The organism is Rhodopila globiformis, assembly GCF_002937115.1.
Lineage (GTDB): Bacteria > Pseudomonadota > Alphaproteobacteria > Acetobacterales > Acetobacteraceae > Rhodopila > Rhodopila globiformis.
The window spans coordinates 37,986-51,342 of the sequence record NZ_NHRY01000216.1 but is presented as its reverse complement, the minus strand read 5'-3'; the positions used below and the strand labels follow the sequence as shown (position 1 = coordinate 51,342).

Sequence of the window (13,357 nt, the reverse complement as noted above, 5' to 3'; positions counted from 1 at the left end):
TGGATTGGCACCGATCCGCTTCCTCGGTCCGGAGCAGGCGGCCAGCAGCATGGGCAACGGGCGCAACGGCAGAATTCTGCTACGTTGAAATAACAACTTCACCACTGGCCACGACCCGAAAATCACATGCCCCGGCACGCCTGCCGCCAGGAACGCCCGGATCGCCGGCTGACGTTGATCTCTTTCCGCACGACGGAATGATTGATGCCAGTAACGGGCCAAAAATGTCTGGCTTCCGCCGCACGCAACCCGCGCGCTACGACGCAGCCGCCAGTCCTTGCGCCAGATCGGCCAGCAGGTCCGCCTCGGCTTCCAGGCCAACCGACAGCCGCAGCAGGCTGTCGCTGATCCCGGCGGCCTGCCTTGCTTCGGGCGTCATGCTGGCATGGGTCATGGTGGCGGGATGCGCCACCAGGCTCTCGATCCCGCCCAGCGATTCCGCCAGGGTGAACACCCGGATCGCCTCGGCGAAGCGGCGAACGGCCTCGCTGCCGCCGGCGATCTCGAAGCTCAGCATCGCGCCGAAGCCACTCTGCTGCGCCCGGGCCAGGGCATGGTTCGGGTGCGCCGGCAGCCCGGGGTAATGCACCGCCGCCACCGCCGCATGCGACGAGAGGAAAGCCGCGACGGCGGCAGCGTTCTTCTGCTGCTGCTCGATGCGGGGAAACAGCGTGCGGACGCCGCGCAGTGTCAGGTAGGCATCGAACGGCGCTCCGGTCACGCCGGTGACGTTCGCCCAGGCCACAAGATCCTCGTGATCCCGCTGGCTCGCCGCCACCACCGCGCCGCCGACGACGTCGGAGTGGCCGTTCAGGAACTTGGTCGTCGAATGCACCACAAGATCCGCGCCCAGCCGTATCGGCTGCTGCAACGCCGGCGACAGGAAGGTGTTGTCGACGATGACCTTCGCCCCGGCCGCCTTCGCCTGCGCCGCGGTCTTGCGGATATCGATGATGCGCATCAGCGGATTGCTCGGCGTTTCGACCAGCACGAGCTTCGGCCCGCGCGCCAGGGCGGCGGTCCACGCCCTCTCGTCAGCAAAATCGACGAACACGACGGCGAATTGCCGCTTCGCCTGGCGCGCGCGCAGCAGCCGCCAGGTACCGGCATAGCAGTCGTGCGGCGCAACGACCAGGTGGCCCGGCTCCAGGCTGGCCAGCGCCAGGTCGATCGCCGCCGTGCCGGTCGCGGTGATCACCGCCCCCGCGCCCCCCTCCAGTTGCGCCAGCGTGTTGGCGAGGACATCGCGGGTCGGGTTGCCGGCGCGGGTGTAGTCGTAGGTCCGCGGCCGGTTGAAGCCGTCGAAGGTGAAGGTGCTCGACAGATACAGCGGCGGCGCCACTGCGCCGAATGCGCTGTCGCTGCCGATACCGTTCGCCGCCGCGACCGTCTGTGGCGCCCTGTTGCCTGCCATCAACCCATCCTCCTGCGCGGACGCTCCGCTTACGTCGCGCGCCGGGCGTTCCGCAAGCAGGATAGCCAGGGGGATCGCCAGCGGGATCGCCAGCGGGATAGCCAGCGAGATAGCCAGCGGGGCGGAGCAGCCGATGCGGTTGCGGATCTTTTTACTCATGCCGGTGGTGGGTTGATTTTTGCCCACGTGTATAAGATGTATATCTTCTCGGCGACGCATCCCCGCGCCGTCGACGACCGGAGGCTTCCGCCATGTGGCATTCGGTTCAGATCGAGGTCGATGGCAGCCTGGTCGGGGCAGCCGTGCGGCAGCAGAACGGCGTGCGGTTCATCGCCACCGATGTCCGGGTGGCGGAGCTTGACCAGACGCTGTGGCCTGCGACCGCCGATGCCCGGCAAGCGGCGGAACAGATGGTCCGCACCGGTCACGTACGGAATTTCAATCCGCAATCGATCGAGGACTGACCCCGCGGACTTGTCCGGCCTCCACGGGCTCCGTTCAGCGGACGCTCCCGCCAGATCCGGAGTTGCGCCTTCGTCACGTCCGGGAAAACCGGGCCTGCCGCGCGACAATTGCGCGTGCTATACGGCCCCGCAAAGACAACACGGGGAACCCTCATGCTGACAGCCATGCTGATCCTGGTCCTGGGAATCGTCATCTTTCTCGGCACCCACACCTTCACGACCTTCCGCGACCGGCGGGCCCACCTGATCGAGAGCCTGGGGCCGAATCCCTTCAAGGCCATCTACTCCATCATCGCCCTGGCCGGGTTCGCGCTGATCGTCTGGGGGTTCTCGCTGTACCAGGCGCAGGGGAGGATCCCGCTGTGGACGCCGCCGGCGTGGGGGCGCGACGCGGCGATCGTGCTGATGTGGTTCGCGTTCGTGGCGCTGGCCTGCTCGGGCAAGGCGCCCGGGCGGATCCGGGGCTGGCTGCGCCACCCGATGCTGGTGGCGGTCAAGATCTGGGCGCTGGCGCACCTGCTGGCCAACGGCGACCTCGGCGGACTGCTGCTGTTCGGCTCGTTCCTGGCCTGGGCGGTGTACGACCGGATCGCCGTCAAGCGGCGCGGCGACCTGGGCGCCTCACGCGTGCCGGCGTTCACCCGGGCCGACGCCATCGCGCTCATCGGCGGCACCGTCGCCTATGTGGCGATGATCTTCCTGCACCCGGTGCTGATTGGCGTGCGCGTCCTGGGCTGACAGGACCGGGACTTCGCAACGCAACCGCGGGCTGATGGGAACGTCCGCGGACCGGCGGGACCGGAGGCCCGGCCTGCGGGCCTGGCCATGATACCGCGGCATCCGGGGCCATGGGTTGCCCGGGTTCCGGGGCCATGGGTTGCCCGGGTGTCCCGACAGCAGGCCCGGGACGTCCGCAAAGGACCCATCAGGAAATTACCGCGTCATTGGGTGCGGGGCACCGTCCTCTCCGCGTCATGGTCCGCGAAGGCGGACCATCCATGCCTTGCGGTGCGGATCGGGGCAAAGGCGTGGATGGCGGGCCTGCGCCCCATTGGCGTTAAAATAGGGCTGGCTGTTGCCTCCTCGTCATGGCCCGGCTTGTCCGGGCCACCTGTCGCGGCACAGTGCTGGAACAGGTGGCCCGGACAAGCCGGGCCATGACGGAATGGCAAGCATCGTGCCGCCGCCACGCTATTTTAACGCCAATGGGGCCTGCGGCCGCTATGACGCGGAAGGGCTGGTGCGCCCGCTCCGGCGGATCGGTTGTTTCTCCCCAAGCCCAAAGCCGACGGCGCGGCGTTTCGCGGGTCGGACAACCACTGACGTTTCACGTCGTTGGAACTGGCACGGCGGTTGCCGAGCCCGACCGACTGCGCCCGGAGGAGACAATGCGGACATCAACGGTCTGGCTGACCATCACGCTCGCGACGGCGCTCGCCCTGCCGACCGCGCCGCCTGACCCGGCCACGGCCCCGCCGCCGGACCGGTAAGGGCGGCGGCATGGCCGGCAACCGGACACATCCGGCATCCGCCCGCTCGCTGCATGGGCTGGATGCGATCAACCTGCTGATGGCCGACGTGCGCGACGGCGTCGGTCCGTTCCTGTCGGTGTTCCTGAAGGGCTCGCAGCACTGGGACGCGGGCGCCATCGGGCTGGCGATGGCGGCGGCGTCGATCAGCGCGGCGATCTGCCAGGTCCCGGCCGGGCTGCTGGTCGACTCGGCGCGGGCGAAGCGGCGGCTGATCGCCGCCTCGGGCCTGCTGGTCGCCCTGGGCTGCCTGCTGATCGTCCTGGTCCCACGCTTCTGGACCGTGATGGCGGCGCAGGCAGCGCTGGGCGCGGCCTCGGCGGTGATCCCGCCGGCGATCGCGGCGGTCTCGCTCGGCTTGGTCGGGCGGCGGCTGCTGGATGGGCGGATCAGCCGCAACGAGAGCTTCAACCATGCCGGCAACCTGACCGCCGCGGTGCTGGCCGGGGCGATGGGGCAGTTCCTGGGCTACGATTGGATCTTCTACCTGGTCTGCGGCTTCGCCGTCGCCAGCGCCATGGTCGTGACGCTGATCAACCCCGGCGAGATCGACCACGACCGGGCGCGCGGCGGCGAGGACCCGGCACACCGGTGCGAGCCGATTCCGTTCCGGGAGCTGCTGCGCAAGCGGGACCTGGTGGTGTTCCTGGCCTCGGTGGTGCTGTTCCACTTCGGCAACGCGGCCATGCTGCCGATGGCGGGACAGGTGCTGGCGAAGACCCATCCGGGAACCGACACCATCGCGCTGTCGGCCTGCATCATTGCGGCGCAGCTTGTCATGGTCGGGGTTGCGTGGTGCGTCGGCCGGGCCTCGGCCCGCGGCGTCGGGCGCAAGCCGATCTTTTTGCTGGCGCTGGGGATCCTGCCGGTGCGCGGGGTGTTGTTCTCGATTGCCGCCGGGCCGTATGCGGTGGTCGCGATACAACTTCTGGACGGCGTCGCCGCGGGGATCTTTGGCGTGATTTCAGTTCTGATTGCCTCCGACCTGATGCGCGGCACCGGGCGGTTCAACCTGGCGCAGGGGCTGACGGCCCTGGCTGTCGGCATCGGCGCGAGCCTCAGCAACGCCACCGCCGGCTTCGTGGTGCAGTGGTTCGGCTATGCCACCGGGTTCCTGTATCTCGCGGCGATCGCCGGCTGCGCCCTCGCCTTCTTCGCGCTGCTGATGCCGGAGACCCGGGCCTCCGCCGCGGAAGCCGGCCTGTCCGCCGCGGCCGCCTGATGGACGCGCTGGCGGCTTCGCCCCTGCTCACCTCGCCCTGGACCGTGTGGGGGATCGCCGCGGCGGCGGTCCTGGGCGTGATCCTGCGGCCGTTCGCGTGGCCGGAGTTCATCTGGGCGATCGCCGGCGCCGCGCTGCTGATTGGCCTGCGGCTGCTGCCGGCGCACGATGCGCTGGCCGGGGTGCTGAAGGGCACCGAGGTCTACCTGTTCCTGACCGGCATGATGCTGCTGGCCGAGCTGGCGCGGCAGCAGGGGCTGTTCACCTGGCTGGCGGCACGGGCGGTGAAGCTGGCGCGCGGCTCGCCGCGGCGGCTGTTCACCCTGGTCTATGGCGTCGGCATCCTGGTGACGGTGTTCCTGTCGAACGACGCGACCGCCGTGGTGCTGACCCCCGCCGTCGCCGCGGTGGCCCGGGCGGCGGAGGTGAAGCGGCCCCTGCCCTACCTCGCCGTCTGCGCCTTCATCGCCAATGCCGCGAGCTTCGTGCTGCCGATCTCCAATCCGGCGAACCTGGTGATCTACGGCCGCCACATGCCGCCGTTGCTCGCGTGGCTGCCGCTGTATACGTTGCCGTCGGTGCTGGCGATCGTCGCAACTTATGTGATGCTGCGGCTGGCCGAGCGGCGCGCGCTGCGTGACCCGGTTTCGTCCGGCATCGCGCTGCCGATGCTGTCGCTGGGCGGCAAGGTGGCAGCGTTCGGCATTGCCGTGACGGCGGTGGGGCTGGTGACGGTCTCGTTCCTCGGCCTCCCGCTGGGGCTGCCGACCTTCGCGTCCGGGGCCGGGACCGCGCTGCTGGTGATGATCGTCACCCGCAGCGGGCCGGTGCGGCTGGTCCGGGGGATCTCCTGGGGCGTGCTGCCTCTGGTGGCCGGGCTGTTCGTGCTGGTGGAGGCGCTGGGCCATACCGGCGTGACGCAGCAACTGGCGGCGCTGCTGGGCGAGCTGGCGCGGCAGTCCGTGGCGAAGGCGGCCTGGGCGGCAGGAGGCGTGATCGCCGTCGGCTGCAACCTGGTGAACAACCTGCCGACCGGGCTGCTGGCGGGCCGGGTGGTAGAGATCGCGCAGGTGCCGGAACCGGTGCGCGCCGCGGCACTGATCGGCGTCGACCTGGGGCCGAACCTGTCGGTGACGGGATCGCTGGCGACGATCCTGTGGCTGGCGGCGCTGCGGCGGGAGGGGATCCGGGTAGGCGCCTGGACGTTCCTGAAGCTCGGGCTGCTGGTGATGCCGCCGGCGCTGGCGCTGGCCATCGGCGGCGTGTTTGTCTCCCGGTTGTTGTTCTGAAGAAAGGAGGATTGATGCAGAGCCTGAGCACGGTCTGGCTTTATCCGCTCATTCTGGCGGCAGGCGCGCTGCAGGCCTGGGGACCGCCGATGAACGGGGCGTTGCGCAATGCCCTGGTCAATCCGTGGCTGGCCAGCCTGGTGTCGTTCGTGCCGATCGTTATCCTGCTGGGGATCATCCTGTTCTTCCTGCCGCGGCCGATGCCGACGGTCCAGACGGTGCTGGCGACGCCGTGGTGGGCGCCGTGGGGCGGGGTTGTCGGCGCGTTCGCGGTGGTGGCGGGGCTGCTGTTCGTAGACCGGATCGGCGCGGGGCCGTTCGCCGGGCTGACGATCACGGCGAATATCCTGATGTCGCTGGTGATCGACCAGTACGGGCTGTTCGGGATGCCGGTGCATCATCTGAACAGTGGGCGGATGCTGGGCGGCCTGCTGATGGTGATCGGCATCGTGCTGGTGACGCGGTTCTGAGCGGGCTGTGCGGGGGTGTCCAACGCGCACGCATGATACCAGCAGCCCCATCCAACGACGTCTTTGACCCAGCATCTCGGGTAATCCCGCAACCGGACATTCCGTCCCGCCTGCTGGTGGCCTCTTGGCGACTATTGTGCGCCGGAGGCTCACTTCCGTCTCAGAGCCTGTACGTCGGGCGGTTCATCATCGCGCGCCGTCATACCAAGGACACGGTCAAACCCCTGACGTCTGGCCCGTGCGGCAGCGAACCGCCCCTCTCGTCATGGCAGCTACCCGGGACAAGCCCGGGCACAGGCTCCGAGCCGCCATCCACGCCTTTGCTGATAGCGGCACCGCAAGGCGTGGATGCCGGGCCTTCGCCCGGCATGACGATCGGGGATGGCCGCCCTTTGGCCGTCTCGTTAGTAGTTGGGATTTCTGCAGGTTCAGTCGCCATTTCGGCCCAAATGGCCCTCGGTGGCACAACGGTTGGGTCCAGGCCCTGTGGCGGGGACCGCGGTCAGGCGACCTCGCGCAGCTTTGCCCTGGCTGCGTCGGCGAGAAAGCGCGACCTGTTGTTCGTGCTGCGGTCGATCGCCTCGACCAGGTCCGCCGGCAGCATCACGTTGACGCGGACCGATCGCGCCGGCTTGCTGGCGGCATCCACCAGGAATGCGACGGCATCGCGGTTGCCGGGGTCAGCCATGATAGCATCAAGCGACGATGGTTCGGGGAGTTGTTCGCTGTCCTCGACCATGCCGCGGATGTGCAGATCCAGCGCATCGCTGGCCATCCGGCGCGCTTCATCCAGCGTCCGCCCCGCGGTGACGCAGCCCGGGAAATCAGGGAAGTCCACCCCGAAGTCGCTGCCAGGCTCTTTGCGAATGAGCGCGATGTAGGCCGTCATCTCAACTTGATCCCCGCCTGTTTCTCAATGCTCCGCAACGTGCCGGGTGGCAAATCCCGCTTGGGATGCGGCACCGTCACCCGTCCGGGTCGTGTGGGATGCTTGAATTGCCAATGGTCCCCGCTCGTCTGGACATGCTCCCAGCCGGCAGCCTTGAGCGCGCGAATGATCTGCCGGCTGTTCACGCCTGCCTCATAGAGGCTGCCATCCAATGTGTAAAGAGTGTGTAAAAACGAATCAGGGGTCTTCGCATTGCGAAGCCGGCGCAAAAAACTCGTTGGATGAACGCGGTGGGGGGAGGAGGCCGGTTGACCGCTGCGGAGATTTCACCCCGGACGCTCAGCGGTGTGAGCGCTGATTGCCGCAGGCCGGTGTTGATTTGACGCGTTCGGCCCCGGAATGACATCTCGGCGCGGCGGGTTTGGGATGGCGATTGGAGTCGTCCGGGTCACGGCAACGGCCATCGGCGGCGTTGGGGACAGCGGCGCCCGGTGGCGTGCTGCGGCGCGCGGGGACCAGGCCAGGATACGGGCGGATGAGAACGGGTTCCGAGACACCTTCCCGTTGCGCCGGACGGCACTCTCCGGCCGGAATACATTGTGTTCTGCCCTTGACCTGCATCTACCTCATACCAGTCCGCGAACGGAATCACCCATTCGCGCTGTGAAGATGTGACCAATATCACAGACTTAACCACGCCCGCCCTATCCTGACGACTTGCCTGCCAGATCCCGCCAGGACCCCACCGCCCCCGGCCCGCCATTGCCCGCGCAATCCCACATCAGCCGCGGGTCGAACATCCGGATGGCCAGCGTCGAGATCACCAGCACCGCCAGGAACGCCGGCCCGCCGCCGCCGAGCACGACATGCGCGAGCGGGCCGAACTGCAGGATCGGCGCGAAGATCATCACGGAAAACGGGTCCAGGTTGGACCAGCGGCTGGCCGTCTCCAGGATGCGGTAGAACCGCGTCTTCATGTGCAGCGCGCGGCGGGACCGGCGCATCACGGACAGCGAGAACCACCCCACGCCGCCGATTTTCAGCAGCGGCAGGGCGATGCTGGTGCAGAAGATCAGCAGGCCCACCGGCGCATAGCCCTGCTGGAACAGAATCCGGATATTGGCGAAGATCGTCCGCGGATGCAGGTCTCCGACCTCCCACAGCAGGCTGGCGGGGAAGTAGTTCGCCACCGGCAGCAGCAGGAAGGCGGTCAGCGCCAGGGCGTTGGTCCGCATCAGTGAAAACGGCTTGCGCCGGTGCAGCGACGCGCCGCAACGCGCGCAGTGCCTGGCGTCCCCGGGCATCACCATGTCACAGGCGATGCAGGCGAGCCGGTCCGCGGCCACGCGCTCCGCTGGCAAGGCGATCCGCCGCCAGACGGCCCGGCGATCGAGCGTGGCGCGGGTCAGCATCGCCAGCACCGCGGCCGCGACCAGGCACAGGCCGCCATCCTGGATGTGCGTCGGCACGAACACGGCGATGCGGCCGTAGCCGATGATGCCGCCGATCAGCAGCACATCCGGCATCGCCCACAGGTCGAGATATTCCGCATAACGGAACGCCCGGCCGATCCAGGGCGGCTGCTCGCCGAGCCGCAGCGCCCCCAGGGCCGCCACCAGCAAGCCGAACCGCAGGAACGGCAACAGAATGCCCTGCAAGCCGAGCACGGTGGCCGCCAGCGGCCAGCCCTGGTCCCAGATCAGCGCGCAGCCCGAGCCGAGATACGTGAACGCCTCGATCCCGGCCGGCCCGCGCACGCGGACCAGCGGCAGCAGGTTGGCCGGGAACAGCAGCAGCAGGGTCGCGATGGCGCAGGCGAAGGCGGCATCCAGGCTGCGGCCGGAGCGCCGCTCCAGGACTCCGCCGCAGCGGCGGCATTCCAGGCGGCCGCGCCGCGGCGGCGACGGCAGGCATTGCACAAGCCCGCAATCCGGGCAGGCGATGATCATGACCGGTCTCCCGCCGAACGGAACTCGCACGCCCGCCCGCCGTTTCGTGCGGTCGGCTGACCAGATGGTAAAAAAACCAAACCGCGTCGTTTGCGTTTCCGCCACCGCAACCTCTGGTGATCGTGGCTGGCCCCTGATGCTTCTTGCCTGTCCGGACTGTGGGACCGCACAGCACGTCCCCGCCTTGCGCGGACGCGGCAAGCTGCTGTGCTGCCGATGCGGCAACACGCTGGAGCGTTCCACCGGGCGCGGGATGGACGCGCCGCTGGCCCTTTCCCTCGCGACCCTGCTGCTGCTGTTCCCGGCCAACCTGATGCCATTGCTGCGCGTCGCGTTCGACGGCCTCAGCCGCTCGTCACGACTCGGCTCGGGCGTGATCGGCATGTGGTCGGAGGGCTGGCTGCTGCTGGCCATCGTCGTCGGGCTGCAGGGCATCATCCTGCCGTTCCTGCGCTTCGGCATGCTCTCGGCCGTACTGGCCGCCGTCCGCTTCCGCCGGCAGCGGCCCTGGACCGGGCGGATGTTCCGCTGGGCGGAGCACCTGGACCTGTGGGCGATGCCCGATGTCTTCCTGATCGGCGCCGTCATCGGCTACAGCCGCGTCGCGGCCCGGCTGCCGATGCACATCGCGCCCGGCGGCTGGTGCCTGCTGGCGGCGGCGGGGTTGTCGATGCTGACGCGGGCCACGCTCGACCGCCGCGCCGTCTGGCGGCGGATTGCAACCCCGCCGCCACCACCACCACCCAGGGATAACAGCATCGCCTGCATCGAATGCGAACTGATCCTCCCCGGCAGCATGGAGGGCGGCCGCTGTCCGCGCTGCGCGGCGCCGTTGTTCCGCCGGCGGCCGTTCTCACTGGTGCAGGCCACCGCGCTGGTGGCGGCCGGCTACCTGCTGTACCCGGTGGCCAACTACTTTCCCATGAGCATCGACATCCAGCTTGGCGAGACCAAGCGCCACACCATCGCCAGCGGTGTGGAGCAGCTTATCGGAGCCGGCCTGTGGCCGCTGGCAGCGGTGATCTTCACCGCCAGCATTGCCATTCCACTCCTGAAGCTGATCGGCATGACCTGGCTGATCTGGTCGGCGCGGCGCGGTTCGCCGCGGCGATTAGTGTTCAAAACAAAACTTTATCGCGTGATCAAGGAAATCGGCCGCTGGTCGAACATCGACATATTCACGATCGCCATCTTCCTGCCGCTGATGCAGTTCAGCGGCCTGGTGAGCGTGCGGGCCGCCACCGGCGCGCCGGCGTTCCTGGCGGTGATCGTGCTGACCATGCTGGCGGTGCGCGTCTTTGATCCACGATTGATCTGGGACCACGTGCGATCATGAGCGAGAAAGCGCCCGACAACGAAAAAGTGCCCGAGGCCGTGGAACACCACAGCCGGTGGCCCGGCTGGATCTGGAGCGTGCCGATCGCGGCGCTGGCCGTTGTCGGCTACCTGGTGTTCCAGCAGTTCACCCAGCGCGGGCCGTCGGTCACCGTGACCTTCCCGACGGCCGATCTGAAGGCCGACGACACCAAAGTGAAGTTCCACGGCATGAATGTCGGGCAGGTCGAAAGCGTCACGCTGGAAAAGAGCGACCTGACGCATGTGCAGGTTGTACTACGTCTGCATGCCGATCTGGCCGGTCATCTGGGACCGGGCACGAAGTTCTGGATCGCCGGCCAGAAGCCCAGCTTCAGCAATCTCGCCGCGCTGAAGTCGGATATTTCGGGCCCGTATATCGGCATCGAGCCGCATCCCGGGAACAAGCAGGATCATTACACGGGCCTGTCCGAGCGGCCGGTCACCGCCGATGAGCCGGGCGGCACCCACTATGTCCTGCAAGCCTCCAGCCTCGGCAATGTCGGCCACGGCGCGGTGATCTATTACCGGGACCTGGAGGTCGGGAAAGTCGAAGGCGCGCACCTGGAGAAGGACCAGCGACATTTCCGCGTCGACATCTCGATCACGACGCCGTTCGACAAGCTGGTGCGCCAGGATACGCGGTTCTGGAATGCCGGGGCGGTGCAGGTCTCGATGGCGAACGGCGGGCCGCGGCTGCAACTGCAATCCGTGCCGGCGCTGCTGGAGGGGGCGGTGGCGTTCGAGACACCCGACATCCCGGGCAATGCGCCGGCCGCGAAACCGGATACGGTCTTCAAGCTCTATGACACGAAGGACGCCGCGGTCCATGCGCCCAACAGCCGGGCGGTGCGCTACCAGGTGGTGTTCCACGCCGCCGAGGCCGGCGCGCTGACGGCCGGCGCGCCGGTGACGCTGGATGACAAGCGCGTTGGCACCGTGACCGAAAGCCGCCTGCAGTACGATCCGTCGGACGGCTCGCTGCACACCGTTGCGACGCTGGCGATCGAGCCGGGCGAGATCGACCTGGCCGGTAATGCCAGCTGGGCAGACGACCCGAAGCCGCAGATGGACGCGCTGATGCGCCGGCTGATCGGCCAGGGGCTGCGGGCGCGGCTGGGCAGCAAGATCCCGCTGGTGGGGGGGAAGTCGGTGCAGCTGGCCTTCGTGCCGTCGGCAACGGCGGCCTCCCTGGGGTCGGGGCCGGTGCCGGAGATCCCGGCCGGGCCGTCCTCCGGCGTGTCGGGGATCATGGCGTCGCTCAGTTCCGTGGCCGGGAAGCTCAACGCGATGCCGCTGGACCAGATCGCCGACGAGGTGCACACCATGACGCAGCATTTCGCGTCCATCGCCGCCTCGCCGGAGCTGACGCAGAGCCTGGCCAACCTCGACAGGTCGCTGGCCAATATCGAGCAGATCTCGCGCAAGACCAACGCGCAGGTGGACCCGCTGCTGACCGAGCTGCGGCGCGCCGCGACCGAGGCGCAGGAGACCATGCGGGCAGCGCAGGGCATCGTCGGCAACTCGGCCCTGGCCTCGACCGAGCCGGGCAACGGCAGCCTGGGCGGCACGCTGTATGAGCTGAACCGCGCCGCCCGCAGCCTGCGCGAACTGGCCGACTACCTGGATCGCCATCCGGCGGCGCTGCTGCATGGCCGAGGAGGTTTCTGATGAAGCGAGGCGTTGCGGTCGTGCGGCCGATCCACCGGCTGCCCATCCTGCTGCTGCCCATCCTGGTGCTGAGCGCGTGCGGCGGCAGCCCGAAGACGCATTTCCACACGCTGGTGACGGAGCCGCCGCAGCACGGCAGCGTCGCGTCGGACCGGTCCGGGCCGCCGATACAGGTCGGCGACGTCGACCTGCCCGGCGCGCTGGACCGGCAGGCGCTGGTGATGCGCGGGCCCGGCACGACCGTGAACGTGCTGAGCGTGGACCGCTGGGTGGCCCCGCTGGACGGCCTGATGCGCCACACGCTGACCGACGACCTGCGCCAGCGGCTGGGCGATGCGCAGGTGCTCGCGCCCGGCGATCCGACGCCGCCCGGCGGCGTGCGCACCCTGGTGGTGAACGTGCAGGAATTCAGCGGCGACAGCCAGGGCGAGGTGCGGCTGGTGGCGGACTGGGCCATCGGCCGTCCCGACCAGCGCGGCGGCACGCGCAGCCACCACGTGGACGTGCGGGTGAACGCCGGGTCCGCGAACCCCGATGCGGTGACGGCGGCGATGAGCCAGGCTGTGGGCCGGCTGGCGGACGATATTGCCGCCCGGGTCTGATACCGGCGGACCGTAGACAGGTTGAGACGCGCAGTCGGTGCCTCATCGTCATGGCCGGGCTTACCCCCCATGCGTATCAGCGGAGGGAGGGCTTCTCCCTCACCGTCATGGCCGGGCGTGTCCATACGGGATGCACAGATTTCGGAAACGGTCCGCTGCAACCGTGGCTCATCCTGTCACGGCCTGTGCCGGTTTCACCGGCAGCAATCAAGCGAACACGGAGTTACACGGGGTTGGCACGGAGTTTCACGGAGTCGTCCGGGCGCCCGCAACATGGTCGCCCCTGTGGCAGCGTTCGATGATTTCAGGCGCTTCGCGCGAAGCGCAATATCCACGTCCTCCGTGAAACGCCGTGCAAACACCATGGAACTCCGTGTCCGCTTGATTGCGGTGGCAAACCCGATCCCGCCCCATCCCGGTGGGCAGGATGCCCCACACCGGATGTGCGAGCCACGCACGCCATAGCGCCGTGGCCCTGCGCACCCTCGGCCGGCCGCTTGCCAGC

General features: G+C 68.6%; 12 protein-coding genes. 8 read left to right on the top strand and 4 right to left on the bottom strand.

Annotation, left to right across the window (positions count from 1 at the left end):
* Positions 1 to 256: 256 nt before the first annotated feature.
* Positions 257 to 1,573, bottom strand: a complete 1,317-nt coding sequence (gene metB, locus CCS01_RS20170; RefSeq protein WP_204848367.1) for a cystathionine gamma-synthase — start codon at positions 1,571 to 1,573, stop codon at positions 257 to 259.
* A gap of 92 nt (positions 1,574 to 1,665) precedes the next feature.
* On the opposite strand from metB, the gene CCS01_RS20165 reads away from it, so the two are divergent.
* The 5 genes from CCS01_RS20165 to CCS01_RS20145 all read left to right on the top strand — a co-directional run bounded on the left by CCS01_RS20165 (position 1,666) and on the right by CCS01_RS20145 (position 6,388).
* On the top strand, positions 1,666 to 1,878 hold the full coding sequence (locus CCS01_RS20165) for a hypothetical protein (protein ID WP_104520565.1): 213 nt from the start codon (positions 1,666 to 1,668) through the stop codon (positions 1,876 to 1,878).
* 153 nt (positions 1,879 to 2,031) lie between these two features.
* Positions 2,032 to 2,616 (top strand): NnrU family protein, encoded by a 585-nt coding sequence (locus CCS01_RS20160; protein WP_239992323.1) that lies wholly within the window; start codon positions 2,032 to 2,034, stop codon positions 2,614 to 2,616.
* Positions 2,617 to 3,378: 762 nt separating this feature from the next.
* A complete protein-coding gene (locus tag CCS01_RS20155; RefSeq protein WP_104520564.1) occupies positions 3,379 to 4,629 on the top strand; it encodes an MFS transporter in 1,251 nt (416 codons plus the stop codon).
* Positions 4,629 to 5,918, top strand: a complete 1,290-nt coding sequence (locus tag CCS01_RS20150; protein ID WP_104520563.1) for an arsenic transporter — start codon at positions 4,629 to 4,631, stop codon at positions 5,916 to 5,918. Before CCS01_RS20155 ends, CCS01_RS20150 begins: the two co-directional genes overlap by 1 nt.
* A gap of 14 nt (positions 5,919 to 5,932) precedes the next feature.
* Positions 5,933 to 6,388 carry a DMT family transporter gene (locus CCS01_RS20145; protein ID WP_104520562.1) on the top strand — a complete coding sequence of 152 codons (456 nt, stop codon included), beginning with the start codon at positions 5,933 to 5,935 and terminating at the stop codon, positions 6,386 to 6,388.
* Between the two features lie 502 nt (positions 6,389 to 6,890).
* On the opposite strand, the gene CCS01_RS20140 is transcribed toward CCS01_RS20145, so the two are convergent.
* The 3 genes from CCS01_RS20140 to CCS01_RS20130 all read right to left on the bottom strand — a co-directional run bounded on the left by CCS01_RS20140 (position 6,891) and on the right by CCS01_RS20130 (position 9,226).
* A complete protein-coding gene (locus tag CCS01_RS20140) occupies positions 6,891 to 7,277 on the bottom strand; it encodes a type II toxin-antitoxin system HicB family antitoxin (protein WP_104520561.1) in 387 nt (128 codons plus the stop codon).
* Entirely contained in the window at positions 7,274 to 7,462 is a 189-nt protein-coding gene (locus CCS01_RS20135; protein ID WP_104520560.1) for a type II toxin-antitoxin system HicA family toxin, read from the bottom strand. The genes CCS01_RS20140 and CCS01_RS20135 overlap by 4 nt, the downstream gene beginning before the upstream one ends.
* Positions 7,463 to 7,981: 519 nt before the next feature.
* The gene (locus CCS01_RS20130) at positions 7,982 to 9,226 is read right to left on the bottom strand and encodes a paraquat-inducible protein A (protein ID WP_104520559.1); all 1,245 of its coding nucleotides are present in this window, start codon (positions 9,224 to 9,226) and stop codon (positions 7,982 to 7,984) included.
* A gap of 184 nt (positions 9,227 to 9,410) precedes the next feature.
* Here CCS01_RS20130 and CCS01_RS20125 point away from each other — a divergent pair, with 184 nt between their 5' ends.
* The 3 genes from CCS01_RS20125 to CCS01_RS20115 are packed head-to-tail and all read left to right on the top strand — an operon-like array spanning position 9,411 to position 12,852.
* Positions 9,411 to 10,562: a paraquat-inducible protein A gene (locus tag CCS01_RS20125; protein WP_239992322.1), complete on the top strand. Its 1,152-nt coding sequence runs from the start codon at positions 9,411 to 9,413 to the stop codon at positions 10,560 to 10,562.
* Positions 10,559 to 12,250 carry a PqiB family protein gene (locus tag CCS01_RS20120; protein ID WP_104520557.1) on the top strand — a complete coding sequence of 564 codons (1,692 nt, stop codon included), beginning with the start codon at positions 10,559 to 10,561 and terminating at the stop codon, positions 12,248 to 12,250. The genes CCS01_RS20125 and CCS01_RS20120 overlap by 4 nt, the downstream gene beginning before the upstream one ends.
* The gene (locus CCS01_RS20115) at positions 12,250 to 12,852 is read left to right on the top strand and encodes a PqiC family protein (protein ID WP_104520556.1); all 603 of its coding nucleotides are present in this window, start codon (positions 12,250 to 12,252) and stop codon (positions 12,850 to 12,852) included. The genes CCS01_RS20120 and CCS01_RS20115 overlap by 1 nt, the downstream gene beginning before the upstream one ends.
* Positions 12,853 to 13,357: the final 505 nt, after the last annotated feature.